This window comes from Microcella sp., from assembly GCF_046296455.1.
Classification (GTDB): domain Bacteria; phylum Actinomycetota; class Actinomycetes; order Actinomycetales; family Microbacteriaceae; genus Microcella.
Genome location: NZ_JBKBLF010000002.1, coordinates 40,482 through 65,798 on the forward strand (window position 1 = coordinate 40,482; position 25,317 = coordinate 65,798).

Here is a 25,317-nt window from a genome sequence, read left to right on the forward strand (position 1 = left end):
GCCAGCCTAGCGGCCGAAAACTATCTTGATATCGAGATAAATAATGCTAGCACTCACGCGGCGCGGCGCGCGTAGACGGCGCGCACCATGAGCCACGTCACCCAGAGCACCGCGGCGTAGAGCGGCAGACCCATGAGCAGCTTGGTCGCCGCGAGGGCAGCGGCCTGCTCAGCGAGGTAGAGCGGAACCTGCACACCGAGGCGCAGCGTGAACAATCCGACCCACAGCCAGGTCGTGATCGTGAGCACCGACCGCTTGGCCGCATCGGCTCGCCACGCGTGGTCACCCGTGAGCAGGGCCGTGATCACGCCGATGAGCGGGCGACGAACGGCGAGGCTCACGAGCAGCGCGACGAGCCACACGCCGTTGATGATGAAACCGAGCAGGAAGTTCTCTTCGGCGCGCCCCGTCCAGAGCGCGAGACCGGCCGAGAGGGCGATGCCGACGAGCCCGACGACGGCCGGCACGATGGGCGACCGCGTGACCGCCCGCACGACCACGAAGAGCACCGCGATGCCGACCGGGATCAGCACCGACGGGGTCACATCGCTCGTGATCGTGAAGACCACCAGGAACAAGAAGCCCGGGAGCAGCGACTCGACGAGCCCGCGCACCCCTCCCACGGCGCCCCACAGGGCGTGCGCCGTCGGGCGCTCCCCCGGTTCGACGCGCGCGAAGCCCGATCGCCGAGCGGCAGCGGCGAGGGCATCGCGCAGCTCGTCGCGCGACTCGTCGGGGGTCTCGTCCCCGCTCGACGACGGCGTCGCGCTCGTCATGCCGTGGCGGGCGGGACGACGGCGCCGGCCGCCTGCGCCGCTCCTTGCGGCACCTGCAGCGGGATGAGGTCGCGGGGCGGCATGGGAGTCGTACCCCGCACGACGACGACGCTGCGGAACACGTCGTCGATCGCCGCCGCCGCATCCGCCTCGATCGCACCGCGCCCGGCGATGACGCCGCGCAAGAACCAGCGCGGTCCGTCGACGCCGACGAAGCGGGCGATGCGGGTGGCGCCGGCTTCGCCCCCGGTCACGGGGATGCGCGCGACGAGCTCGGGACCGAACGCGCCGAGGCGCTCTTGCGTCTCGCCGCCCTGAGCACGCACCTGCTCGACGATCTGCGCGCGGATCTCGTGCCACAGACCGCTCGACCGGGGCGCCGCGAACGGCTGCACCTGCAGCGTCGAGCCCGCGTAGTCGATTCCGACCGCGACGACCCGCTTCGTGCCCTCTTCGATCTCGAGACGCAGCTGCAGGCCCTCGCGGGGCACGAGCTTGACCCCGCCGAGGTCGACGTAGGGGCGCACCGCGTTCGCTTCGCTCTCGTCGAGCGGGCCGTTCTCGGCGCGATCGAGCGGAGCGGACTTCGCGTCGTCGAGGGGCGCGGAGGCGCCGGTGGACGGATCGGTCACGCTGAATCTCCTTCGGTCGGCACCCCACGGTAGCCGGTCGATCCGAACCCGCGCTCACCGCGGTGCGAGCCGGGCAGCTCGGCGACCGGCACGAAGCGCGCGCGAACGACGGGCCAGACCACGAGCTGAGCGATGCGATCGCCGGGCTCGATGCGGAACGGCTCGCGGGCATCCGTGTTCAGAAGCGTCACACGGATCTCTCCGCGGTACCCGGCGTCGACGGTGCCCGGCGAGTTCACGATCGTGATGCCGTGCCGGGCAGCGAGCCCGCTCCGCGGCACGACGAACCCCGCGTACCCCTCGGGCAGGGCGATGGCAGTGCCCGTGCCGACGGTCGCGCGCTCGCCCGGCGCGAGCACGACGCTCTCGGCCGAGCACAGGTCGGCGCCCGCGTCGCCGGGATGGGCGTAGGCGGGCTCGGTGGTGCCGGTCAGCAGCACGTCGATGGTTCGCAGCACGCGTCGAGGCTAATGCATGGTCGAATGGAGCGATGGAGACCTATCGCGAGCGCTTGTGGCCCGCCCCGTGGGTCGCGGTCGTCGCGCTGCTCGCGATCCCCGCGAGCCTGCTGACCTTCGCGCCCGTCAGCGTCGTCGCCGGAGCCGTCGTCGGCACTGCGCTCGCGGGAGGCGTCATTCTCGCAGCCGTGCTCAGCGCGCCGACGATCATCGTGGCCGAGGGGGTGCTGCGCGCGGGCTCGGCACGCGTGCCGCTGTCGCTCGTCGGAGGCACGACGGCCGCCCGGGGCGCCGACGCCCGACGGATGCGCGGGCCGGAGCTCGATGCCCGCGCCTTTCTCGTGCTGCGCCCCGACATCGATGCCGTGCTGCGGGTCGACTTGACCGACCCCGATGACCCCGCGCCCTACTGGGTGCTGTCGACGCGGCGCCCCGACGATCTTGCTGCGGCGATCCGCGGCGCGCAGAGCGCTTAGGCGGCGCACTCCCGGCAGACCGAGCCGAGCTTCTCCTCGTGGTCGAGCTGCGAGCGGTGCTTCACGAGGAAGCAGCTGATGCACGTGAACTCGTCGGCCTGCGGCGGCAGCACGACGACGTCGAGGTCGAGGTCGGCGAGGTCTTGACCGGCGAGCTCGAAGCCGGGGTTGTCGGCGTCATCGACGTCGACGACGCCCGAGAGCTTGTCGGGAACGCGCTCCTGCAGGGCCTGGATCGAGTCGGTGTCCTCGTCCGTCTTGCGGGGGGCGTCGTAGTCCGTAGCCATGCCAGTCCACTCTCATCGTCAGTCGTCGGCCGCGTTCGGCGCGCATAGTTTGCAGGAAGGGAGGGGGAAACGCAAACGCGCTCGGCCGCTCGTGTTCCGACCCGTCATGCGCGCCAACTTGCGGCACGCCCGCGCTATTCCCGCGGTCTCGCGCGCGCTCGTGGGATGCTGTGGCCACCTAGCCCACGACGAGAGGGTGAGAGCCATGGATGAGCTCACAGTGATCGGCGCCGAGAACGGTGCACTCGTCGTCGTCGCCGCTGACGGAACCCGGTTCCGGGTGCCGATCACCGAAGCGCTGCACACCGCGATCCGGCAGAACCGGCCCGCCGCCCCCGCGGCGCACCGGGTGGGGCCGCGCGACGTGCAGGCGCTCATCCGCCAAGGTCTGACCGCTGCCGAGGTCGCCGCCCAGACAGGCGAGCCTCTCGAGTACATCCAGCGCTTCGAGGGCCCCGTGCTCGCCGAACGCGAGTACGTCGTGACGGCGGCGCGCACGGTCGCCGTCGCGATCGCGACGGACTCCGACGCCGGGTCTGTCGGAACGTTCGGCGCGGCCATCGACCACCGCCTCTCGGGCCTCGGTGCGCGCGACGTGCGCTGGGAGAGCCGCAAGCACGAGTCGCACTGGCTCGTCTCGGTGAGCTTTCTCGACGACGATGTCGCGCGCACGGCAACCTGGACCTTCGACCCCAAGAAGTCGACCCTCGCCCCGGCCAACCACGAGGCGCAGTCGCTCTCGCAGCAGGGCGACGGTCCCGCGCCGATCATCCCTCGACTGCGGGCGGTGCCCGCGGACGCCGGAGTGAGCGGCCGCTTCGACAGCGGCGCCTTTCTGCCGACCGGCGAGCAGCCGCGGCCCGCGACGCCCGTCGATCGACCGATCGCGCGCATCGCCGAGCCCGACTCGAGCGACACGCAGGAGGTCGGTCAGACCGCCGACCTGCTCGAGGCGTTGCGCCGGCGGCGCGGCGAGCGCGAGTCCGCGCCGAGCGACGACTGGGAGTCGGCGCGTGCCGCGCACCCCTCGACCGGGTCGATCCGCATCGTCGACGTGCCCATCGACCCCGCTCTGCTCGCCGACGAGGCCGGGTCGAGCACCGCGGCCGACACGGCGCTCGAGGACACCGCCCTGATCGGCGACGATCTCGCGGTCGACGACTCCCCCGCCGATACTCCCGCGGCGAAGCCCGCGAGTCGCCGCGGCCGGGCCGCGATGCCGAGCTGGGACGAGATCGTGTTCGGGGCCCGCCCCGATGACGACGGCGCGTGACGATCCCGCGCTAGCCCGCGAAAGCTCCCCAGCGGGCGAGGGGTACCCGGAGCTCATCTGCCGAGAACGAGCCGTGCTGACCGACCATGGCGAGCGAGCGCTCGCTCGCCGTGCGGACGTCGTAGTAGGCGACCTGGGCACGCGCGGCGACGATGACGTCGCCGATGCGCGGCAGCACCGCCGGTGAGACCGCTCCGAACCAGCCCGCTGCGACGGCCTCATCCCGCGTCACGACCCACGAGCGCCCGCCCTCCGCGTCGAGCCACCGATCGCGCACGAGCGCGGCGTGCTCCGGGTGCTCGAGCCCCAGGTGCAGGCACCGCGGCTCTCCTGCGACGTGCCGGATGCCCTGCCAGAGCGCGTCGTCGGCGTCGAGCACGAGACGTCGGTGCGGGGCCACATCGAGCATGCCGTGGTCGGCCGTCAGCAGCAGGCCCGCATCAGCCGGCACGCCGAGCTCGAGCGGCCGCAGCGCGGCATCGAGCTCGTCGAGGCGCGCGGTCCACAGCGGCGACTCGACCCCCTCGGCGTGGCCAGCCATGTCGAGCTCGGGAACGTAGATGTAGACGAGCCGACGCTCGCTGCCGCGCAGTAGCGCGAGCCCCCGCGCCACGCGATCGGCGATCGATCGATGCGCCTCGAAGCGGGCTCCCCGCAGCACCGCATCGGTGAAGCCCGTGTCGCGATAGCGCTCTGCAGCGACGATGACAGACTCCACGCCCTCAGCGCCCACCTGCTCGAAGATCGTCGGCACCGGCTGCCACGGCCGCGGCTGCATGCCCTCGTCCCACCCGGTCAGCTGATTGACGACGCGGTCGCGCTCCCGGTCGATCACGCTGTACCCCACGAGACCGTGCTCACCCGCGGCCCGGCCGGTCGTGAGCGTCGCGAGCGCCGAGGCGGTCGTGGTCGGAAAACCCGATTCGATGACGCCCCCCGTGGGCGGGATGGCGGCCAGGAGTCGACGGGCGTGACCGGCGCGCCGCTGCAGGGCGGACATCCCGAGGCCATCGACGAGCAGCACCGCCGCACTGCGCACGGCGGGCAGCCCCAGTCGGTTGGGTTCGGCACGCAGAGCGGCGGCAGAACTCGTCAACACGTCGGCGAGTGACGGGGTGTCGCCACGGGGCGCCGGTAGCATGGCTCCAGCCTATGACTCCCCCTCCTGCCTCCCGATCCCGGGGTTCCGACCCTGCCGACGCGCCGATCGGCGAACGCATCGACGACGTCGACCTCGCCGACGAGATGCAGGGCTCGTTCCTCGAGTACGCCTACTCGGTCATCTACTCGCGCGCCCTGCCCGATGCGCGCGACGGCCTCAAGCCCGTGCAGCGGCGAATCCTCTACATGATGAGCGAGATGGGTCTTCGGCCCGACCGCGGCCACGTGAAGTCGGCGCGCGTCGTCGGCGAGGTCATGGGCAAGCTGCACCCGCACGGCGATTCGGCGATCTACGACGCCCTCGTGCGCCTCTCGCAAGACTTCACGCTGCGCGTGCCGCTCATCGACGGGCACGGCAACTTCGGCTCGCTCGACGACGGCCCCGCGGCCGCGCGCTACACCGAGGCGCGATTGCGCGCCGAGGCGATGGCGATGGTCGACGACCTCGGCGAAGACGTCGTCGACTTCGTGCCGAACTACGACAATCAGCTCGTGCAGCCCTCGGTGCTGCCCGCCGCCTTCCCCAACTTGCTCGTCAACGGAGCGAGCGGCATCGCCGTCGGCATGGCCACCAACATGGCACCGCACAACCTCATCGAGGTCGCCGCGGCCGCGCGCCACCTGCTCGACGACCCGAGCGCGAGCCTCGACGACCTCATGGCCTACGTGCCGGGCCCCGATCTGCCGACGGGCGGCACGATCATCGGGCTCGACGGCATCCGCGAGGCCTACGCGACCGGGCGCGGTTCGTTCAAGACGCGCGCCAAGGTGTCGATCGAGCCCATCACGGCCCGCAAGACGGGCATCGTCATCACCGAACTGCCCTACCTCGTCGGCCCCGAGAAGGTCATCGAGAAGATCAAAGACGGTGTTCAGTCGAAGAAGCTCGCGGGCATCAGCGATGTCACCGACCTCACCGACCGCCGCAACGGGCTGCGGCTCGTCATCGGCATCAAGACGGGGTTCAGCCCAGAGGCCGTGCTCGAGCAGCTCTACCGCTTCACCCCGCTCGAAGACGGCTTCTCGATCAACGCCGTTGCGCTCGTCGATGGCACGCCCCAGACGCTCGGGCTCAAAGAACTGCTGCAGGTCTACCTCGACCACCGCATCCAGGTCGTCACGCGACGTAGCGGCTACCGCCTCGATCGGCGTCGTGAGCGCCTGCACCTCGTCGAGGGACTGCTCGTCGCAATCCTCGACATCGACGAGGTCATCCAGGTCATTCGCACCTCCGATGACGCGGAGGCCGCCCGCAGTCGTCTCATGGAGGTCTTCGACCTCAGCACCCTGCAGAGCGAGTACATCCTCGAGCTGCGCCTGCGCCGCTTGACGAAGTTCAGCCGTATCGAGCTCGAGAACGAGCGCGACCAGCTGCGCGCCGAGATCGCCGAGCTTGAGACGCTGCTCGCCGACCCCGCTCGCGTGCGCGCCGTCGTCGGCGACGAGCTCGAGGCGACGGCCGACCGATTCGGCACTCCGCGCCGCACGTTGCTGACCGAGGCGAGCGCCTCGATCGCCGCTCCGCGCAGTCGCGGCGCGGCACCCGTGTCTCTCGAGATCGCTGATGCCCCGTGCCGCGTGCTCGTCTCGACGACGGGGCGCGCCGTGCGCGTCGAACTGCCGGAGGGCGCGACGATCGTGGCGCCGGCCCGCCGCAGCAAGCACGACGCCCTGCTCGGCGCGGTCGACTCGACGACGCGCGGCGAACTCGTCGCGATCACGTCACGCGGCCGCTTCGTGCGGTTCACCCCGGTCGACCTGCCGAGCGTGCCGGCGAACTCGGTGCAGCTGGCGGCCGGCGCGAAGCTGCGCGACTACCTCGGCCTGACCGACGCGAAAGAGCGCGTGCTCGCGATCGTCGACCCGGCCAGCACTGTTCCGCTCGCCCTGGGTACCCGCGAGGGCGTCGTCAAGCGCGTGACGCCCGGCGGATGGCCGGCTCGACCCGATGGCGAGGTCATCGCCCTGAAGCCCGGAGACGAGGTCATCGGTGCCGCCGCGGCCGACGAGACCGCCGAGCTGGTCTTCGTGACCTCGGATGCCCAGCTGCTGCACTTCGCGGCCGACCAGGTGCGCCCCCAGGGCCTTGCGGCGGGCGGCATGGCCGGCATCAAGCTCGGCGCCGGCGCACGCGCGGTGTTCTTCGGCGCTGTGGATCCCGCGTCGGCCGAGGTCATCACGGTGTCGGGCTCGACGCAGACCATCGCGGGCGCCGACCCGGGTCGCGGCAAGCGATCGGCCTTCGAGCAGTTCCCGGGCAAGGGGCGCGCGACGGGCGGCGTGCGCTGCCACGCCTTCCTCAAGGGCGAAGACGTGCTGCAGCTCGCCTGGGTCGGTTCCGCGCCGCTCGCTGTCGGCGCCGACGGCTCGTCGCGCGCCCTGCCCGAGGGCGGCGCCAAACGCGACGCCTCGGGAGTCCCCCTCGAGTCGCCCCTCGGCTCGATCGGCACCCCGATCGCCTGAGCGCCGGCGCCCGCCGCCGCGCGAGCCCGAGCCCCGCATCCGGGTCTCCACAACTCAGGATCCGCGTGTCTCCACAATTCAGGAGATTGGCGCCCTGACCGGGCCTGAGCGGGCTCGTGTCGGCGTGTCTCCCCGCAGTGGCAGTCGAGACTCCTGAATTGTGGAGACGCCGTCGGGGAGGCGTCGAGCGCGGGCGTCCGGATCCGGGCTCGGTCGAGCGGGCGGGCTAGACGTCGATGCGGTCGCGGTCGAGGCCCTGCCCCGCGATGATGAAGTCTTTGCGCGGCGCGACCTCGTTGCCCATGAGCAGCTCGAACATGCGCGACGAGGCCTCGGCGTCGCTCACGCGCACGCGGCGCAGGGTGCGGTGGGCCCGGCTCATGGTCGTGTCGGCGAGCTGATCGGCATCCATCTCGCCCAGGCCCTTGTAGCGCTGGATGGGATCTTGATAGCGCTTGCCGGCCTTCTTGAGCGCCGCGAGCACGCCCTGCAGCTCTTTCTCGCTGTAGGTGTAGATCGTCTCGTTGGGCTTCGAGCCCGGGTTCATCACGACGACGCGGTGCAGCGGGGGCACGGCGGCGAACACCCGGCCCTCGTCGATCATGGGCCGCATGTAGCGGAAGAACAGCGTGAGCAGCAGCGTACGGATGTGGGCGCCGTCGACGTCGGCATCGCTCATGATGATGACCTTGCCGTAGCGCGCCTGCTCGAGGTCGAACGATCGGCCCGAGCCGGCGCCGATCACCTGGATGATCGAGGCGCACTCGGCATTGCTGAGCATGTCGCTCACCGAGGCCTTCTGAACGTTGAGGATCTTGCCGCGGATGGGCAGCAGGGCCTGGAACTCGCTGTCGCGCGCGAGCTTCGCCGTGCCGAGGGCGCTGTCGCCCTCGACGATGAACAGCTCGCTGCTCGCGACGTCGTTCGATCGGCAGTCGACGAGCTTGGCGGGCAGGGCCGAGCTCTCGAGCGCGTTCTTGCGGCGCTGCGTCTCTTTGTGGGCGCGCGCCGAGATACGGCTCTTCATCTCGGCGACGACCTTGTCGAGCACGAGTGCCGTCTGCGCCTTGTCGTCGCGCTTGCTCGAGCCGAACCGCTCGGCGAGCCCGCGGGCGATGACATTCGCCGCGATCGCGCGCACGGCCGGCGTGCCAAGGATCTCTTTCGTCTGCCCCTCGAACTGCGGTTCGGGCAGGCGCACCGTGAGCACGGCGGTGAGCCCCGCGAGAACGTCATCCTTCTCGAGCTTGTCGGTGCCGGCCTTGAGGCGGCGCGCGTTCTTCTCGACCTCGGCTCGCAAGAACTTGAGCAGGCCCTGCTCGAAGCCGAGCTGGTGGCTGCCGCCCTTCGGCGTCGCGATGATGTTGACGTACGAGCGGAAGGTCGTGTCGTATCCGGTTCCCCAGCGCAGGGCGATGTCGACGACGCACTCGCGCTCGACCTCGGTCGGCACCATGTGCCCGTTCGCCTGCAGCACGGGCACCGTCTCGGCGAAGGTGCCGCTGCCCGTGATGCGCCAGGTGTCGGTGAGCGGGGCATCCGGGGCCAGGAACTCGGCGTACTCGCTGATGCCGCCGTCGAAGCGGAACGACTCGGTGACGGGCGTCTCGCCCCGGTCGTCGGTGAGCTCGAGCGTGATGCCCGGCACGAGGAAGGCCGTCTGCCGCAGCCGGCCGATGAGCTCGTCGGTGAGGAAGCTCGCGCCCTTCGTGAAGATCTGCGGGTCGGCCCAGTAGCGAATGCGCGTGCCGGTGACGCCTTTCGCGACCTTCCCGATCTTCCGCAGCTCGCTGCCCGAGACGAACGGCGAGAATGGCGCGTCGGGGCTCGGCCCCTCGGGGCCGTCGGCGAAGACCCCGGGCTCGCCACGATGGAACGACATCGCCCACGTAGCGCCATCGCGGTCGACCTCGACGTCGAGGCGCGCACTGAGCGCGTTGACGACGGAGGCACCGACACCGTGCAGACCACCGGATGCGGCATACGAGCCGCCGCCGAACTTGCCGCCGGCGTGCAGCTTCGTGAAGACGACCTCGACGCCGCTCAGACCCGTTTTGGGCTCGATGTCGACGGGGATGCCCCGCGCGCGGTCGCGCACCTCGACGCTGCCGTCGGGGTGCAGCCGCAGGTCGATCTGCGTGCCGAAGCCGCCGAGCGCCTCGTCGACGGAGTTGTCGATGATCTCCCACAGGCAGTGCATGAGCCCGCGCGAATCGGTCGAGCCGATGTACATGCCGGGACGCTTGCGCACCGCCTCGAGCCCCTCGAGAACAGACAGGTGGCGGGCGGAGTAGTCGGAGCTGGGCACGGACTTCATCGTAGGCGGGCTCGCCCGCGCGTCCCGGCTCCCACTCCGCGAACCGCTCGGCTCCGAACTGCTTGTATCGACCCCGCCTACGCGTTCAGCGAAATCGGGGCCGATTGACACGAGACCGTCGCATGCGTGTGGTGCAATAAGGGCACCGAGAGATTCGCGACGCCACCGGAGAGTGAGGGCTACCCCATGACGCAGATCACCACCGAGAACCCGACCGTCGCGACCGCGCCGCTCACCGCCCTCGACCGCTGCGACAGCTGCGGGGCCCAGGCCTACGTGCGCGCGACGCTCGCGACGGGCGAGCTGCTGTTCTGCGCCCACCACGCGGCGCGGTTCAAAGAGAGCCTCGCGAGCACGGCCCTGGCCTGGCACGACGAATCGAGCCGCCTGCTCGATGAGCGCGGCGCCTGAGCCGCTCGGCGTCCGCCGCGTCGCGCGCCTCTCGGCCCGCGCTCTCGACGACGCCCTGACCGCGCTGCTCGCCGAGGGCGAGGCGACGCTCGACCTGCGCGCCGACGCGTACGGGCACGGGGCCGATGAGGTCGAGCGGCGGGCCCGTGCGCGCGGCATCCATCGTTTCGTGCGCGACGGCGACACGGCGACGACCGCCGAAGAGGCGGGCCTCGGGATGCTCGCCTACGGCCTGCACGAGGGCCAGCAGCCCGTGCTGAGCCTCGAGGGCGAGGTCGTCGCCGTCAAGCGCGTGCCCGCGGGCACCGCGGTCTCGTACGGGTACCAGTACCGCACGAGCGACGAGGCGACGCTCGCGCTCGTGGGCCTCGGCTATGCCGACGGCGTGCCCCGGCTCGCCTCGAGCCGCGCGCCCGTGCGCATCGGCGGCGCGACGGGCATCGTCGCGGGTCGCATCGCCATGGATCAGCTCGTGGTCGACCTGGGTGCGGCACCGGCCCAGGTCGGCGACGTCGCCGTGCTGTGGCACGACGGCGCGTCTCTCGCCGCGTGGAGCGCGGCGACCGAGCGCCCCGCCGCCGCGCTGCTCGCGGGGCTCGGGCGCCGCATCCAGCGCCGATGGGTCGAGTCGTGACGGCGGTCGCGGTCATCGACCACGGTGCGTTCGCCCGCAATGTGAGCGTGCTCGTCGAGCGCGCCGCCCCGGCCGAGGTCATGCTCGCCGTGAAGGCCGATGCCTACGGGCACGGGATGCTCGCGCTCGCCCCCGTCGCTCTCGCGGCCGGAGCCCGATCGCTCGCCGTGCTCGAGATCCCCGCGGCACTCGCCCTGCGCGAGAGCGGCATCGACTGTCGCCTGTTCGCCTGGCTGCACGGCCCTCGCAGCGACTTCGCCGCGGCCGTCGCGGCCAAGGTCGATCTCGGAGTCTCGGCCGAATGGCAGCTCGAGGCGATCGCCGCGGCGGCGCAGCCCGGCACTCCCGCGCGCGTGCACCTCAAGATCGACACCGGGCTGCGGCGCAACGGCGCGCTGCCCGAGCAGTGGCCGGCTCTCGTGCGCGCCGCGCGTGCTCTCGCCGCGGAGGGGCGCATCGAGATTGAGGGCATCTGGTCGCACCTCGCCGATGCCTCAGTTGAGGCCGACGACGCCGCCATCGGCGTGTTCGAGGGCGCCATCGCCACGGCCGCCTCCCTGGGCGTGACCCCTCCCCTGCGCCACCTCGCGGCGAGCTCAGCGGGGTGGCGAGAACCGCGCGCCCGCTTCGACCTCGTGCGCTTCGGCATCGCGGCCTACGGCGTGTCGCCGTTCGACGACGCCTCGGGGCACGACCTCGGGCTCGGGGCCGTCATGACGCTGCGATCGACGGTGCTGGATGCGCCCGCGCCGAGCGGTCGCCGGTGGATCGCGGCGGGCTACGCCGACGGCGTGCCGGTCGCCGCGCGCGGTGCCGAGGTGTCGATCGACGGCCGCCGGTACCCGGTCGAGGCCGTCGAGGTCGACCGCACCCTCGTCGCAGCGCGCGAGAGCATTGCCGCGGGCGCCGTCGTGACGATCTTCGGGGAGCCCGGCTCGGGCGTTCCGAGCGCCGAGGACTGGGCGCGATGGAGCGGCACGATCGGCGACGAGATCCTCACGGGCGTGCCCGCGAGCGTGCCGCGCCAGGGCGTCGGCTCTCCGACGGTTCGCTAGACCGCCACGCCCGCACGACCGAGTCGCGCGGCGATCGCGGCCCGCGCGTGGCGAGCGAGGGTGTCGGCGTGCGCGACCTGCGCGTCAGCCGCGGGCAGGTCGATCGAGCGCCGAGCCAGCGCCGCCGCGAGCAGCTCATCGGCGAGGCCGGGGTTCATGGGCAGCACGGGGCCCCCGAGGTGGGTTCCGATCAGCACGCCGGCACGAACGCCCTCACCGCGATCCGCTGCCGCGGTCGAGCCGCTGTTGCCCGGGCCGCGATCGAGCACCGTGAGCGGATCCGCGTCATGCAGCTCGACCGTGACACCGTGGTTGACGAAGCCGGCGAGCCGGCCGTCGGCCCGCGGAACGCCGAGCGCCTCGCCGACCGCGCGCGAGCGGGCATCCCGCACCGTGATCGGCAGGAGGCCGAGCCCCGCGCGCGCGCGACCCTCGAGATCGACGATCTGCTGCGCGAACAGGTGCATCCCCGCTCCGACCGCGATCATCGGCACGCCCGCCGTCGCCCACTCCTGCAGCAGCGCGCCGTGCGCGCGCGCGGCGGGCAGCACCGCGTCGCGTGCCGAGCGCGCACCGCTGCCCACGTGGACGAGGTCGGCGGTGCCGGGCAGCGGCTCTCCGGGCGCGACATCGACGGTCTCGACCGCGAGGCCGCGCCACTCGAGGCGCCGGCGCAGCACGAGCACGTTGCCGCGGTCGCCGTTGAGCCCAAGCTCGGCCGGGTAGAGGTGCACGATGCGCAGGGTGGTCATGCGCCGCCCTCCAGGTCGAGGTAGCCCATGCGCAGGCGCAGCTCCATCATGAGCTCGTAGTTGATGACCGCGACCTTCGGACCGTCGCTCGGCGCGGGGAGGGCGAGGAAGGCGTCGACCGCGGCGGGGAACTCCTCGATGACCTCGCCGACCTCGATGCCCTCGTAGGCGAGTCGCGTCGCCCACTGCCAGGCCTTCGTGCCCGTGACGATGTCGACGTGGTCGAGGGTCGAGAGGTCGGTGTCGTAGATCCATGACGGGTCGGGCGTGCCCTCGTCGACGGCGACCATGACGCGCTGCGGCACCCGGCCGAGCGCGTCGAGGTTGAGCTGCAGGCTCGGCGGGTTCTTCATCATCACGAGCTCGATCTGCTGCCCGCGCGCGTCGAGGATCTCGCCGCGCCCGTACACGGTGTCGAGCCCCGCGAAGGCGCCCTCGGCCGCGCCACGGTCGAACCGATCGCCGAGCAGGCTGCGCGCGGTCGCGAGCGCGGCCGCGGCGTCGACGGCGTAGTGCAGCCCTCGGGCGGGCAGGGCGATGGATGCGGGCTCGCCCCCGACCGCGATCGACGCCGTCGTGCCCTGCACGTCGAGCACGACGACCGAGGCCTCGGGCAGCGGGCTCGTGCCGGCCGCCGTCGGGCGCGGGGCCGCGGCGACGCCGTGCGGGCTCGCCGCGAGCGCCTCGGGGGCCACGTCGAACACGACGACCTGCTGGTCGGAGCGCGCGTCGCGCCCGAGCTCGGCCGTGTTGGGGTCGGACGCGTTCACGATGACCCGGCGACGGGCGGCCTCGCGGATGCGCTCGAGCATGCCGTAGACCCGATCGGGCTCGTGGAACCGGTTGAGCTGATCGATCTGCAGATTGAGCAGCAGCAGGTCGGTGGGTGCCAGTCGGTCGGCGAGCCCGACCCCGTAGGCCTCGTCGACCTCGAGCACCGCGATGTCGTCGCGCACGCGCCCGTCGAGCGGAACAGAGGCGAGCAGCGCCGACGCGATGCCCTGCGGCAGGTTGGCGCCGCTCGGGTTCGTGAAGACGCGCATCCCGTGGGCGCGCAGCACCCCGACGAGCATGTTCGTCGTCGTCGACTTGCCGTTCGACCCGGTCACGAAGACGACGCCGAGCGGCAGCCCCCCGAGCGCGTGCTCGAGAAACTGCGGGGCGATGCGCAAGGCGATGTTGCCCGGAATCGCCGAGCCGCCGCCGCGCAACCGTGCGACGACGCGCACGGCCCGCCCGACGAGCACTGCCAGCCGGATGCGCACGGGTGCCGGCCTACTCGAGGTAGTCGCGCAGCGCCTGCGAGCGCGAGGGGTGGCGCAGCTTGGCCATCGTCTTCGACTCGATCTGGCGGATGCGCTCGCGCGTCACCCCGAAGGTGTCGCCGATCTGGTCGAGCGTCTTGGGCATGCCATCGCCGAGACCGAAGCGCATGCGGATGACTCCCGCCTCGCGCTCGGAGAGCGAGTCGAGCAGACTCTCGAGCTGCTTCTGCAGCATCGTGAAGCCCACCGCATCAGCCGGCACGACCGCCTCGGTGTCTTCAATGAGGTCGCCGAACTCGCTGTCGCCGTCTTCGCCGAGAGGCGTGTGCAGCGAGATGGGCTCACGGCCGTACTTCTGCACCTCGATGACCTTCTCGGGGGTCATGTCGAGCTCGCGGCTGAGCTCTTCGGGCGTGGGTTCACGGCCCAGGTCTTGCAGCATCTGGCGCTGCACGCGCGCAAGCTTGTTGATGACCTCGACCATGTGCACGGGGATGCGGATCGTGCGGGCCTGGTCGGCCATGGCGCGCGTGATCGCCTGACGGATCCACCAGGTGGCGTAGGTCGAGAACTTGAAGCCCTTGGTGTAGTCGAACTTCTCGACCGCGCGGATCAGGCCGAGGTTGCCCTCTTGGATCAGGTCGAGGAACTGCATGCCGCGACCGGTGTATCGCTTGGCGAGCGAGACCACGAGGCGCAGGTTCGCACCGAGCAGGTGGTTCTTCGCCCGCTGGCCGTCGCGCGCCACCCACGAGAGGTCGCGGCCGAGAGCGGAGCGCTTCTCCTTCTCGGTCATCGTCGAGAGCTTCTCCTCGGCGAACAGGCCCGCCTCGATGCGCATGGCGAGCTCGACCTCTTCGGCGGCGTTGAGCAGCGGGACCTTGCCGATCTGCTTCAGGTAGTCCTTGACCGGGTCGGCCGTCGCCCCCGTTATGGTCGACGAGTAGACGGGCACCTCGTCGTCGTCATCGGTGTTCGAGATGACGATCGCCCCGGTGGGCAGGTCGCCAGCCGATCCGGTGTCTTTCTCGTCGTCGTCGTCATCGCTGTCATCGGCGTCGGCGTCGGCCTCGTCGACGACGACCACAGCCTCGGGATCGATCTCGACCTCGGCGACGACCGCCTCGGCATCGGGCTCGACGGCGTCGAGATCGACCTCGTCGTCGTCATCGCCCTCGGCGGCAGAACCCGCCGGCGAGGCCGCCTTCTTGGCGGCGGCACGCTTCGTCGCGGCGGGGGCCGGTGCCTTCGCCGCTGCGGTCTTCGTCGCTGCGGTCTTCGTCGCTGCGGTCTTCGTCGCTGCGGCCGTCGCCGGTGCAGCCTTCGTGCCCGAGGCCTTCGCCGCCGTGGTCTTCGCCGCGGCCGTCTTCGTCGCTGTGGTCTTCGCCGCCGGCGCCTTCGCAGCCGCGGTCGTGCCCGCCGTCGTCTTCGCGGCAGCGGCCTTCGCGGGCGCCGCCGTGGCCGTCGTGCTCACCGCGGGCTCTGCGGTCGTGCTGGTGGTCGCTCGGGCAGCCATGGGCCCCTCTTCTCGCGTTCTGCGGGCAGTACAACGACCCATGTCAAGTCGCTGCGGCGCGCTGCCCCGCATGAGCGGAGTGCGTGCCCGGCGTCCGACCGGGTCGTGAACCTCCATTATCGCACACCGACCCGGGGGTCACGACCAATGCTCGACGTCGCCCTGCGGGCCGCGCCGCTGGCGCCATCGGCGCACGATCGCGAGCCACAGCGGGCCGACCGCGATCCCCTCCTCCTCGTGCACTCGGCGACGGGTACGCCGACGCGCGACGAGCAGAAGCGCCACGACGATCCCGACCACGGGCGCCTGAACAGCAAGCGCGACGCGCCAGTGCTCCCACGCGTACAACTGGTCGGCAGGCGCTCCCGGGCTCTGCACGTCGAGCAGCACGCCCACAAGCAGAACGATGACCACGGTCACCGTGAATCCGCCGAGGTTGACGAATCCCGAGGCAGCGCCGTGGCGAACCGGCGGGTTGTACGCGCGGGCGAAGTCGAAGCCGATGAGCGAGCCGGGCCCCCCGGCCGCCACGACGACGACGAGCGCCACGATCATCCAGAACGGCGGCTGCCCCGGCCACAGCAGCACGATCGTCCACGCGACCGCCATCAGGCCGACGATGCCGAGCACGAGGTTCGACCGTCGAAAGGGGAACCGGGCCGACAGCAGCCCGATGATCGGCCCCGCGATCGCGGCGATCACGACCATGAGGCCGATCATGCCCGCGGCGACCGCGGGGCCGTAGCCGAGCCCGATCGAGAGCATGGGGAACCCCCAGAGCAGCGCGAGCATCGCCCCGCTCGATTGCGTCGCCGCGTGCGCCCAGAACCCCAGGCGCGTTCCGGGGTGACGGATGCTCGCCCGCAGGCTCGCGAGCGCCGCGCCGAGCGACGCCGAGCGGTCGAGCGGGGCCGCGGACGGAGCATCCCGAACCGCGACGAGCACCGCGACCGCGACGACGACCGAGAGCGAGGCGGCCGAGGCGAAGGCGGCGCTCCAGCCGTTCAGCTGCAGCACGAGCGCGAACGGCACGGCCGACAGCAGCTGCCCGCTCTGCCCGATCGTGCCCACCCACTGCGAGAGCTGCGGCAACCGCCCGGGCGAGAACCACGCGCCGAGAAGCCGCAGCACCGAGATGAAGGTCATGGCGTCGCCCGCGCCGACGAGCACGCGCCCGACCACGGCGACGGCGAGCTCATCGGCGTACGCGACCGCGATCTGGCCCCCGGCCATCGTCAGGGCCCCCGTGACGATGAGCACACGCGGACCGACACGATCGACGAGCACGCCGACGGGAATCTGCAGCAGCGCGTAGACCAGCAGTTGCAGCACCGCGAGGCTCGACAGCGCCGTCGCGTCGACGATGAAGCGCTCGCTCGCCGCGACCCCCGCGACGCCCATGCTCGAGCGCTGCAGCACGCCGACGATGTAGGCGAGCATCGCCACGAGCAGCACACCCCATGCGCGTCGCGAGTCCACCCCGTCAGCCTAGGTCGGGGCAGGGCGGCAGCCGCGCGGGCGTGCTACCGCGACTCGTCGTCGTCGGTCGCCTGGCGGAACGCGAGGAACTTCTCGAGCTCGGCAGCGATCGAGTCGGCGCTCGGCAGCTCGCCGTCTTCGTCCGTCAGCGGAGACCGCAGCGGGTTGTCCTCCATGTAGCTGTCGTGCCGCTCTTCGAGCGTGCCGACGAGGCGTGCGAGCTCGATGTTGCCCTCGACCTCGCCCTCGATCTTCGCGAGAAACTCGCGGCCATCGGCGCGCAGGCGATCGGTGGGGAAGAGGAGCCCCGTCGCTGCGGTGATGCTCTCGAGCGCCGTGACCGCCGCGGAGGGGAACTCGGTGTCGGCGAGATAGTGCGGCACGAGCAGCACGAAGCCTGCGATCGGATGCTGCGACTCGGTAAGCCGGTACTCGAGCAAGTGCAGCACGTTGCCGGGCACCTGGGTGGTGGGCCGCCACACCGAGAGCGACTCGATGAGCTCATCGCGCGTGCCGCTCACCGTGACGCCGATGGCGCGCGTGTGCGGCACGGGCATGGGGATGGCGTGCACCCACGTCGTCGTGGCCACGCCGTAGCGCTCGATGATGTCGAGCAAGGCCTGAACGAAGCGCTCCCACTGAAAGTCGGGCTCGTAGCCCGTCAGCAGCAGGAAGGGCGCGCCGAGGTCGTCGTGCGCAAGACGCAGGGCGAGCTGTGGGCGGCGGTAGTCCGTGATGCGGGTCTCTTCGAAGACCATGATCGGGCGCCGGGCGCGGTAGTCGAGCAGCTCGTCGTTGTCGAAGACGACCACGTCGCGGTGATCCAGCTCGTCGAGCAGGTACTCAGAGACCTGGGCGACGGCACCGCCCGAGTCGACGAAGCCCGTGAGGCCGACGACGAGCGGCAGATCGCGCGGCACCTCGTCCTCCGTCAGCACGACGGAGTAGAGATCAGCCGGATTCCGCATGCCTCCATGGTAGGTCGCGCCGCGCCCTCGACCCGGCCGCGCGGGGCGCGCTGAGAGCGAACATTGCCGCCCGACCGGCGTCGGTGACGCGGTGCGGCTCGCCGCTGCCGCGCGGATAGCCTGGAGCGCATGGCCTCCCCCGCGCTCTCCGTGTCGTCCCGTCCGCCCGTCGAGATCGCGTGCGATGCGCTCGTCGTCGGCATCGCCCCGGCGGCCGACGACGGCATCGCGGTCGTCGGCATCGACACCGGTCCGCTCGCGGCGCTCGCCGGGGGCCTCCGGATGCTCGGGCTCACGGGCGCCGTCGACGAGACCGCCCGAATCCCCGCGCCCGAGGGCGTCGCCGCCGCCAGCGTTCTCGTCATCGGCCTCGGCCGCGCTCCCCTCACGCCCGAGAGCCTGCGCAGCGCGGCAGGCACCGCCGCGCGGTCGCTCGGCTCGGCCGCGCGCATCGCGTTCGCCCTGCCGACGAGCTGGCCCGCCGACGTGCAGGCGGTGCTCGAGGGCGCCGCGATGGGCGCCTACCGCTTCACGGGATACCGATCGGGCGAGTCGGTCGCCGGCACGACCGAGATCGAGCTCGCCACCACGGTCGACGCCGCCGAGGCCGCGGCCGACGCCGCCCGGGCCACGTCGAGCGCCGTCGCGCTCGTACGCGACCTCGTCACCACCCCTCCCAACGACCTGTACCCCGCGAGCTTCGTCGAGCGCGCCCGCGCAGCAGCCGTCGGCCTGCCGATCGAGTTCGAGGAGTGGGGGCCCGACGAGCTCGCCGCGGGCGGCTTCGGCGGCATCCTCGGCGTGGGTCAGGGATCGTCGCGGCCGCCGCGCCTGCTCGCCGTGCGCTACCGGGCCTCGAGTGACCACCGGCATCTCGCGATCGTCGGCAAGGGCATCACCTTCGACTCGGGAGGGCTCTCGCTCAAGCCCGCCGCCGCCATGGTCGGCATGAAGTACGACATGACGGGAGCCGCCACGGCGCTCGCCGCCGTGATCGCGGCCGCGCGCCTCGACCTGCCGGTGCGCCTCACCGCCTGGCTCTGCCTGGCCGAGAACATGCCGTCGTCGACGGCCATGCGCCCCAACGACGTGCTCACGATCCGCGGTGGCACGACGGTCGAAGTGCTCAACACCGACGCCGAGGGCCGACTCGTGCTCGCCGATGGGCTCGTCGCGGCGAGCGAGGAACGACCCGACGCGATCGTCGATGTCGCGACCCTCACGGGCGCCGCGCGCGTCGCACTCGGCGAGCGCTATGCGGGGCTCATGGGCGACGATGCCCTCGTCGATGAGGTGCGAGCGGCGGCGGCCGACACCGGCGAGCTCGTGTGGCCCATGCCCCTGCCGGCTGAGCTGCGGCCGCTGCTCAAGAGCGATGTCGCCGACATCGCCAACGCCAAGCCGGGAAGCACCGCCGCGGGGATGCTGCTCGCGGGCGTGTTCTTGCGGGAGTTCGTGGGCCGCACTGGCGATGCTCCCGATGCGCCGCGCATCCCGTGGGCCCACCTCGACATCGCCGGCCCGGCCAACAACCCGGCGGCGGCCTTCGGATACACCCCCAAGGGCCCGTCGGGCGTGACCGTGCGCCTGCTCGTTCGTCTCGCCGAGCGGCTCGCGACCAAGTAGTAGGCTCGTCGGCGGGCACGTGACCGTCGTGCCGCACATCGGGTCGACCCGCCACCTCGACGTCGACCCCCGCACGACAATCCTTCGCGGATAAAGGAGTCTCTGCCGGTGTCTGACCAGACCTTCGACCTCGTCATCCTCGGTGCCGGAAGCGGCGGGTACGCCGCCGCCCTCCGCGCCAGCCAGCTAGGCATGAGCGTGGGGCTCATCGAGAAGTCGAAGGTCGGGGGCACCTGCCTCCACGTCGGCTGCATCCCGACCAAGGCCCTGCTGCACGCCGCCGAGGTGGCCGACGCCGCGCGCGACTCCGCCAAGTTTGGTGTCAAGGCCACGCTCGAGGGCATCGACGTGCCCGCGGTGAACCAATACCGCGAGGGCATCGTCTCGAGCAAGCACAAGGGCCTTCAGGGCCTCATCAAGGCCCGCGGCATCACGACGATCGAGGGCGAGGGGCGCCTCACCTCCCCCACGACTGTGCAGGTCGGCGACAGCACCATCACGGGCAAGAACGTCGTGCTCGCCACCGGCTCGTACTCGCGCACCCTCCCGGGGCTCGAGATCGGCGGCCGCGTCATCACCTCCGAACAGGCGCTGCAGCTCGACTACGTGCCCAAGAAGGTCGCCGTGCTCGGCGGCGGCGTCATCGGCGTCGAGTTCTCGAGCGTGTGGCGCTCGTTCGGCTCCGAGGTGCACATCATCGAAGCCCTCGCGCACCTCGTGCCGATGGAGGAGGAGTCGATCTCGAAGCAGTTCGAGCGCGCCTACCGCAAGCGCGGCATCGAGTTCACGCTCGGCGTGCGATTCCAGAGCGTCACCCAGAACGACCAGGGCGTCGTCGTAACGCTCGAGAACGGCGCGACCATCGAGGCCGACCTGCTGCTCGTGGCCGTCGGCCGCGGCCCCTCCACGGCCGGCCTCGGCTTCGAGGAGGTCGGTGTGGCGATGGATCGCGGATTCGTGCTCACGAACGAGCGGCTCGAGACGAGCATCCCGGGCCTCTACGCCGTCGGCGACATCGTCCCCGGCCTGCAGCTCGCGCACCGCGGCTTCCAGCACGGCATCTTCGTGGCGGAGGAGCTCGCGGGCCTGAACCCGGTCGTGATCAGCGACGTCAACATTCCCAAGGTCACCTACAGCGAGCCCGAGGTCGCCTCGGTCGGCCTGAGCGAGGCCAAGGCCAAAGAGCAGTACGGCGAGGCCGCCGTCGCGAGCTACGAGTACAACCTCGCGGGCAACGGCAAGAGCCACATCCTCGAGACGGCGGGCTCGATCAAGGTCGTGCGCGTCGTCGATGGCCCCGTCGTCGGCGTGCACATGATCGGCGCCCGTGTGGGCGAGCTCATCGGCGAGGCGCAGCTGGCGGTCAACTGGGATGCCCACCCCGAAGACGTCGCCCCGCTGCTGCACGCCCACCCGACGCAGAACGAGGCCCTCGGCGAGGCGTTCCTGGCGCTCGCGGGCAAGCCCCTGCACGCGATGTGACCCCCGCCCGACCCCGCAACTAGTCTGAAGACACATTGAAGGCTTCGAAGGAGCACTACTGATGAGCGAATCCGTCAACCTCCCGGCGCTCGGTGAGAGCGTCACCGAGGGAACGGTCACCCGATGGCTGAAGAACGTGGGCGACCGGGTCGAGGTCGACGAGCCGCTGCTCGAGGTCTCGACCGACAAGGTCGACACCGAGATCCCCTCCCCGGTCGCGGGAGTCATCGAAGAGATCCTCGTGGCCGAGGACGAGACCGTCGAGGTCGGCACGCCTCTCGTCCGGATCGGTGACGGCGGCGGTGCCGCCGCGGCTCCCGCTGTCGCGCCCGTCGCGGCACCGGAGCCCGTCGCGGCACCGGAGCCCGTCGCTGCTCCCGAGCCCGTCGCTGCTCCCGAGCCCGTCGCTGCGCCCGAGCCCGTCGCTGCGCCTGAGCCCGTCGCCGCGCCACCCGTTGTCGCCCCCGCTCCCGTCGTCGCGCCCGCCGCCCCTGCCGCCCCTGCGGCAGCCCCGGCTCCCGCAGCGAACGCCGCCGCGTACATCACGCCGATCGTGCGCAAGCTCGCAGCCGAGCACGGCGTCGACCTCGCGCGCGTCACCGGCACCGGTGTCGGGGGGCGGATCCGCAAGCAAGACGTCATCGCGGCCGCCGGGTCGACCGCTGGTGCCGCGGCGCCTGCGGCCCCGCGCGCCGAGCTCGAGGTGTCGCCGTTGCGCGGCACGACCGCGGCGATGTCGCGCCTGCGCAAGGTCATCGCCGAGCGCGCCGTCATCTCGATGCAGTCGACCGCGCAGCTCACGACGGTCGTCGAGGTCGACGTCACGAAGGTGGCCGCGCTGCGCACCGCGGTCAAGGGCGACTTCGAGAAGGCGACCGGCACGAAGCTCTCGTTCTTGCCCTTCTTCGCCAAGGCCGCGACCGAGGCGCTGCGCGCCTTCCCGATCATCAACGCCACGGTCGACGGCGACTCGATCGTCTACCCCGACACCGAGAACCTCTCGATCGCGGTCGACACCGAGCGTGGCCTGCTCACGCCGGTGATCCGCAACGCCGGCGAGCTCAGCATCGCCGACCTCGCTCGCGAGATCGCCGACCTCGCCGCCCGCACGCGCGACAACCAGCTCAAGCCCGACGAGCTGGCGGGGGGAACCTTCACGCTCACGAACACCGGCTCGCGCGGCGCGCTCTTCGACACGCCCGTGGTCTTCCTGCCCCAGGTCGCCATTCTCGGCACCGGCATCGTGAGCAAGAAGCCGGCCGTCATCCAGGTCGACGGCTCCGACGTGATCGCTGTGCGCTCGATGGTCTACTTCGCCCTGTCGTACGACCACCGCATCGTGGATGGCGCCGACGCCGCGCGCTTCCTCAGCGCGGTGAAGGCGCGGCTCGAAGAGGCCGACTTCGACGGCGACCTCGGCATCTAGCCGAGCACGTCGCGCAGACGCCATCCGGCCTCGCTCCTCACCACGAGGAGCGAGGCCGTCGTCGTCGAGTCGACCACGAGGTCGACGATCACCGCACCCCCCATGCGCTCGACCACGACGGCCTCGCCGTCACGATCGCTCCACTGCGCCAGCAGAGCGTGGCGATCGTCGTCGATGCCGATGAGCCGCGCGGCCGCCGAGCCGGCATGCGCGACCGTGTGACCGCACGCGTCGACGTCGCTCGTGCCGGCCCTGGCCCGACAGGTGTTCCAGCGACCGACCAGCTCGTCGACGATCGCCTGCCACTGCTCGGCAGCCGGGTGCGGGATGCGTTCAGGAAGCCCGGGCTCGAGCCCGGCGTCGACCGGTCGCGTCGCATCGTCGATCGCCGCCTGCTCTAGCGCCGTCGGCGACGCTCCGCCGCCGTCTGCGGCACCCTCTGCAGACGGGTCATCGGCGTCGCCGAGCCCCGCGAGCGCGACCGCGACGAGCACCGCCACGACCCCCGCGACTCCGGCGATCACGAAGCGCGGCCGGACGGCGCCCCGTGCCGTCGTCGCGCTGTTCGGCCGCGGCGGCACGCGCGACCCGGCGATGCGCGACCGCAGTGTTCGCACTCCCTCGAGAGCGCGGTCGACGGCGCGATGCACGGGCTCGATGACGGCCGCGGGCAATCCGAGCTCGCCCAGCACGTCGAGTGCGGCGGCGACGGCACGCGGCCGCGCAGTCGGCCCCGCCTCTCGCCCTTCGCGCGACTCGCCAGCGGGCGCGGCGCAGGAGGCGCGATGGGGTCGGGCCTCGACGGTCGTCAGCGGTGCCGGGGTGGTCTCGAGCGTCATGGCCTGCGTGGCCCGCCCCGGGCTCGAGGGCGCGAGGCGCAACGGCAGCGGATCGGCGAGGTCGAAGAGCGCGTGGGCGAGCGGCACGCCGCGGTCGGGAGCTCGAAGGGCCGCGATGAGCGCCGGGCGATCCGGCTCGACGACCGCCGCCGCCACGGTGGCCCCGAAGCGCTCGAATGCCGCGCGATCGGCGAGATGGGCGGCGTCGGCGGCACGGAACCGCTCGGGCAGTTCGGGCCCGCTGCGGGCATCCTGAACCCGCACGATGACGGGTGCGCCGTCGGCCCGCAACCGCACGCCCCGTGCCACGGGGCCGAGCCCCGTGAGCCCGATGCGGTGCGCGCTCTCGAGGGCGGCGGCGACCGTCGCGAGCACGGTGATGGCCTCGCCCAGCGCGAGCTCGCCACGGCGGGCGATCATGACGTCGTCGAGGCGGGGGCCGGGCACCTGCCCGAGGATGAGCGCCATTCGCCCGTCGGCGAGCGTCGCGAGATCGTGCAGCGTGACGACGTGGTCGCGCAGCGCCGACTCGGACCTGCCGATCGCGTCGTGCACCGCGACCTCGGCATCGATGGACTCATCGGAGCAGGTGCTCGCGAGAACGCGCGCGACGAAGGGGGCGCCGTCGGCATGCACGAGCGCCGTGATGGATCGGTCGTCCCGACCGAGCACGCGCACGACCCGGTAGCCGGCGATCTCGAGCGGCAGGCCCTCGAACGGAGCGGGGTCGTGAGAGGTCGCATCGGGCACGCGCCGATCATGCCCGCGAGTGCGGCCCGGACCCCGCGGGCCGATCGCGCTCGGGGAGGATCGGCTCTCGGCGAACGGCGGGGAGGAGCCGAGCGCTGGCCCTATCCTGGTAGGCATGGCCCGCACCTCCGCTCAGAAGCCCCCGAAAGAACCCGGTCGCATGAAGCAGATGTGGCAGGTGTTCCAGATGACGCGGCGGATGGATCCGCTCGCCGTGTGGATCATGCTGCTGTCGTTCCTGCTGCCGATCCTCGCCGGCGTGCTGCTTGCGGTGTTCGCCACGCCCGGCGACGTGCTCGCCGGCATCCTCTGGGTCGTCACGGGCGTGCTGCTGGGAATCCTGCTCGTGCTCATCGTGCTGGGCCGCCGCGCCGAGCGCGTGGCCTACCGTCAGATCTCGGGACAGCCCGGGGCCGTGGGCGCCGTGCTCAAGTCGTCGCTGCGCCGCGCCTGGCAGGCGAGCGAGATGCCCGTGACCGTGAGCCCCAAGACGCAGGATGCCGTCTACCGCGCGATCGGCAAGCCCGGCGTCGTCATCATCGGCGAAGGGCCCGCCTCGCGCACCCGCCGCATGATGGAGGACGAGCGTCGCAACGTGAACCGCATCGTTCCGAACGTGCCGGTGCACCTGCTGCACGTGGGTCCGGATGTCGAGAGCGTCAAGCTCGAGAACCTCGCGCGCACGCTCAACAAGCTCAAGCGGGCGATCACCAAGGCCGAGGTCTACGCGGTCAGCAATCGGCTCACCTCGCTCAGCAAGTCGAGCACCCTGCCGATTCCGAAGGGCATCGACCCGCTCAAGGCACGCGCGCCCAAACCGCGCTGACGCGACCGTCCGGTCAGCGGCGCAGAAGGATGGTGCCCGCGGCGCGGTCATGGAGTCCGCGCTGGTTCTCGTCGAACAGCAGGGCGGGGATGACGAGCGCGATGAGGAGGGCGCGCACGACCGGGCGCCAGACGCCCAGCAGGCCGCCCGCCATCGGCACCACGCGCATCCCGAGCACGGCGTGCCCGATGCTCGCATTGATGACGATCGTGAACAGCACCTGAAGTCCGACGAAGAGCAGCAGGGTCACGAGCGAGTCGTAGGCGAAGAACGCCGCCGAGAGCGCGACGGCGATGCCCCAGTCGACCGCGAGCGCGCCGATGCGGCGGCCGAGACGGGCGACCGACCGCGAACCGGTCTCGGGCAGGCCGAGACGCTGGCCGGGCCAGTCGGGCGGGGTCGGGGCAGGGATCGCGGTCACCCCCTCAGCCTACGAGCCGAGCAC

Annotated in this window: 23 protein-coding genes; 10 read left to right on the forward strand and 13 right to left on the reverse strand. The window is 71.8% G+C overall.

What is annotated here, in order from left to right:
* Positions 1–53: 53 nt before the first annotated feature.
* From ACK4HH_RS01605 to dut, 3 genes are read right to left on the reverse strand one after another with little or no spacing between them, the layout of a single operon-like run.
* Positions 54–776 carry a DUF3159 domain-containing protein gene (locus ACK4HH_RS01605; RefSeq protein ID WP_409647687.1) on the reverse strand — a complete coding sequence of 241 codons (723 nt, stop codon included), beginning with the start codon at positions 774–776 and terminating at the stop codon, positions 54–56.
* The gene (locus ACK4HH_RS01610; protein ID WP_409647690.1) at positions 773–1,408 is read right to left on the reverse strand and encodes a DUF3710 domain-containing protein; all 636 of its coding nucleotides are present in this window, start codon (positions 1,406–1,408) and stop codon (positions 773–775) included. Before ACK4HH_RS01610 ends, ACK4HH_RS01605 begins: the two co-directional genes overlap by 4 nt.
* Positions 1,405–1,866 (reverse strand): dUTP diphosphatase, encoded by a 462-nt coding sequence (dut, locus tag ACK4HH_RS01615; protein WP_409647693.1) that lies wholly within the window; start codon positions 1,864–1,866, stop codon positions 1,405–1,407. The genes ACK4HH_RS01610 and dut overlap by 4 nt, the downstream gene beginning before the upstream one ends.
* A 32-nt stretch (positions 1,867–1,898) precedes the next feature.
* Between dut and ACK4HH_RS01620 the strand changes: the two genes are divergently transcribed.
* Positions 1,899–2,342, forward strand: a complete 444-nt coding sequence (locus tag ACK4HH_RS01620) for a DUF3093 domain-containing protein (RefSeq protein ID WP_409647696.1) — start codon at positions 1,899–1,901, stop codon at positions 2,340–2,342.
* On the opposite strand, the gene ACK4HH_RS01625 is transcribed toward ACK4HH_RS01620, so the two are convergent.
* The gene (locus tag ACK4HH_RS01625; protein WP_255159557.1) at positions 2,339–2,629 is read right to left on the reverse strand and encodes a DUF4193 domain-containing protein; all 291 of its coding nucleotides are present in this window, start codon (positions 2,627–2,629) and stop codon (positions 2,339–2,341) included. The genes ACK4HH_RS01620 and ACK4HH_RS01625 overlap by 4 nt on opposite strands.
* Positions 2,630–2,834: 205 nt before the next feature.
* Between ACK4HH_RS01625 and sepH the strand changes: the two genes are divergently transcribed.
* On the forward strand, positions 2,835–3,902 hold the full coding sequence (gene sepH / locus ACK4HH_RS01630) for a septation protein SepH (RefSeq protein WP_409647700.1): 1,068 nt from the start codon (positions 2,835–2,837) through the stop codon (positions 3,900–3,902).
* 10 nt (positions 3,903–3,912) lie between these two features.
* Here the strand turns inward: sepH and ACK4HH_RS01635 are convergent, their stop codons facing one another.
* Complete coding sequence (locus tag ACK4HH_RS01635) at positions 3,913–5,043, reverse strand: alkaline phosphatase family protein (protein ID WP_409647703.1); 1,131 nt, start codon at positions 5,041–5,043, stop codon at positions 3,913–3,915.
* An 11-nt stretch (positions 5,044–5,054) separates the two neighbouring features.
* Between ACK4HH_RS01635 and ACK4HH_RS01640 the strand changes: the two genes are divergently transcribed.
* Positions 5,055–7,526 (forward strand): DNA topoisomerase (ATP-hydrolyzing) subunit A, encoded by a 2,472-nt coding sequence (locus ACK4HH_RS01640; protein ID WP_409647706.1) that lies wholly within the window; start codon positions 5,055–5,057, stop codon positions 7,524–7,526.
* Between the two features lie 226 nt (positions 7,527–7,752).
* Here ACK4HH_RS01640 and ACK4HH_RS01645 read toward each other — a convergent pair whose 3' ends face one another.
* A complete protein-coding gene (locus ACK4HH_RS01645; RefSeq protein WP_409647709.1) occupies positions 7,753–9,834 on the reverse strand; it encodes a type IIA DNA topoisomerase subunit B in 2,082 nt (693 codons plus the stop codon).
* Positions 9,835–10,029: 195 nt separating this feature from the next.
* Between ACK4HH_RS01645 and ACK4HH_RS01650 the strand changes: the two genes are divergently transcribed.
* Genes ACK4HH_RS01650 through ACK4HH_RS01660 form a run of 3 tightly spaced genes read left to right on the forward strand, consistent with a single transcriptional unit; the run spans position 10,030 to position 11,943 of the window.
* Positions 10,030–10,254, forward strand: a complete 225-nt coding sequence (locus ACK4HH_RS01650) for a hypothetical protein (RefSeq protein WP_255159562.1) — start codon at positions 10,030–10,032, stop codon at positions 10,252–10,254.
* Complete coding sequence (locus tag ACK4HH_RS01655; RefSeq protein WP_409647712.1) at positions 10,238–10,888, forward strand: alanine racemase; 651 nt, start codon at positions 10,238–10,240, stop codon at positions 10,886–10,888. The genes ACK4HH_RS01650 and ACK4HH_RS01655 overlap by 17 nt, the downstream gene beginning before the upstream one ends.
* Entirely contained in the window at positions 10,873–11,943 is a 1,071-nt protein-coding gene (locus ACK4HH_RS01660) for an alanine racemase (RefSeq protein WP_409647714.1), read from the forward strand. Before ACK4HH_RS01655 ends, ACK4HH_RS01660 begins: the two co-directional genes overlap by 16 nt.
* Here ACK4HH_RS01660 and ACK4HH_RS01665 read toward each other — a convergent pair.
* The 5 genes from ACK4HH_RS01665 to ACK4HH_RS01685 all read right to left on the reverse strand — a co-directional run bounded on the left by ACK4HH_RS01665 (position 11,940) and on the right by ACK4HH_RS01685 (position 17,923).
* Positions 11,940–12,695 carry a hypothetical protein gene (locus tag ACK4HH_RS01665; protein WP_409647717.1) on the reverse strand — a complete coding sequence of 252 codons (756 nt, stop codon included), beginning with the start codon at positions 12,693–12,695 and terminating at the stop codon, positions 11,940–11,942. The genes ACK4HH_RS01660 and ACK4HH_RS01665 overlap by 4 nt on opposite strands.
* Positions 12,692–13,960, reverse strand: a complete 1,269-nt coding sequence (locus tag ACK4HH_RS01670; RefSeq protein WP_409647720.1) for a MurT ligase domain-containing protein — start codon at positions 13,958–13,960, stop codon at positions 12,692–12,694. The genes ACK4HH_RS01665 and ACK4HH_RS01670 overlap by 4 nt, the downstream gene beginning before the upstream one ends.
* A 10-nt stretch (positions 13,961–13,970) precedes the next feature.
* Positions 13,971–15,476: an RNA polymerase sigma factor gene (locus tag ACK4HH_RS01675; protein ID WP_409647723.1), complete on the reverse strand. Its 1,506-nt coding sequence runs from the start codon at positions 15,474–15,476 to the stop codon at positions 13,971–13,973.
* A gap of 138 nt (positions 15,477–15,614) precedes the next feature.
* Positions 15,615–16,955 (reverse strand): MFS transporter, encoded by a 1,341-nt coding sequence (locus ACK4HH_RS01680; RefSeq protein WP_409647725.1) that lies wholly within the window; start codon positions 16,953–16,955, stop codon positions 15,615–15,617.
* 44 nt (positions 16,956–16,999) lie between these two features.
* The gene (locus ACK4HH_RS01685) at positions 17,000–17,923 is read right to left on the reverse strand and encodes a proteasome assembly chaperone family protein (protein ID WP_409647728.1); all 924 of its coding nucleotides are present in this window, start codon (positions 17,921–17,923) and stop codon (positions 17,000–17,002) included.
* Between the two features lie 129 nt (positions 17,924–18,052).
* Between ACK4HH_RS01685 and ACK4HH_RS01690 the strand changes: the two genes are divergently transcribed.
* The 3 genes from ACK4HH_RS01690 to sucB all read left to right on the forward strand — a co-directional run bounded on the left by ACK4HH_RS01690 (position 18,053) and on the right by sucB (position 22,457).
* The gene (locus ACK4HH_RS01690) at positions 18,053–19,549 is read left to right on the forward strand and encodes a leucyl aminopeptidase (protein WP_409647731.1); all 1,497 of its coding nucleotides are present in this window, start codon (positions 18,053–18,055) and stop codon (positions 19,547–19,549) included.
* 108 nt (positions 19,550–19,657) lie between these two features.
* Complete coding sequence (lpdA, locus tag ACK4HH_RS01695; protein ID WP_409647734.1) at positions 19,658–21,031, forward strand: dihydrolipoyl dehydrogenase; 1,374 nt, start codon at positions 19,658–19,660, stop codon at positions 21,029–21,031.
* Positions 21,032–21,092: 61 nt separating this feature from the next.
* Positions 21,093–22,457, forward strand: coding sequence for a 2-oxoglutarate dehydrogenase, E2 component, dihydrolipoamide succinyltransferase (gene sucB / locus ACK4HH_RS01700; protein ID WP_409647737.1), 1,365 nt, complete (start codon positions 21,093–21,095; stop codon positions 22,455–22,457).
* Here the strand turns inward: sucB and ACK4HH_RS01705 are convergent.
* Complete coding sequence (locus ACK4HH_RS01705; protein WP_409647740.1) at positions 22,454–24,046, reverse strand: hypothetical protein; 1,593 nt, start codon at positions 24,044–24,046, stop codon at positions 22,454–22,456. The two genes, sucB and ACK4HH_RS01705, sit on opposite strands and share 4 nt — an antisense overlap.
* A 115-nt stretch (positions 24,047–24,161) precedes the next feature.
* On the opposite strand from ACK4HH_RS01705, the gene ACK4HH_RS01710 reads away from it, so the two are divergent.
* A complete protein-coding gene (locus ACK4HH_RS01710) occupies positions 24,162–24,872 on the forward strand; it encodes a DUF4191 domain-containing protein (protein WP_409647743.1) in 711 nt (236 codons plus the stop codon).
* Between the two features lie 13 nt (positions 24,873–24,885).
* On the opposite strand, the gene ACK4HH_RS01715 is transcribed toward ACK4HH_RS01710, so the two are convergent.
* Positions 24,886–25,293: an RDD family protein gene (locus ACK4HH_RS01715; RefSeq protein ID WP_409647746.1), complete on the reverse strand. Its 408-nt coding sequence runs from the start codon at positions 25,291–25,293 to the stop codon at positions 24,886–24,888.
* Positions 25,294–25,317 lie beyond the last annotated feature (24 nt).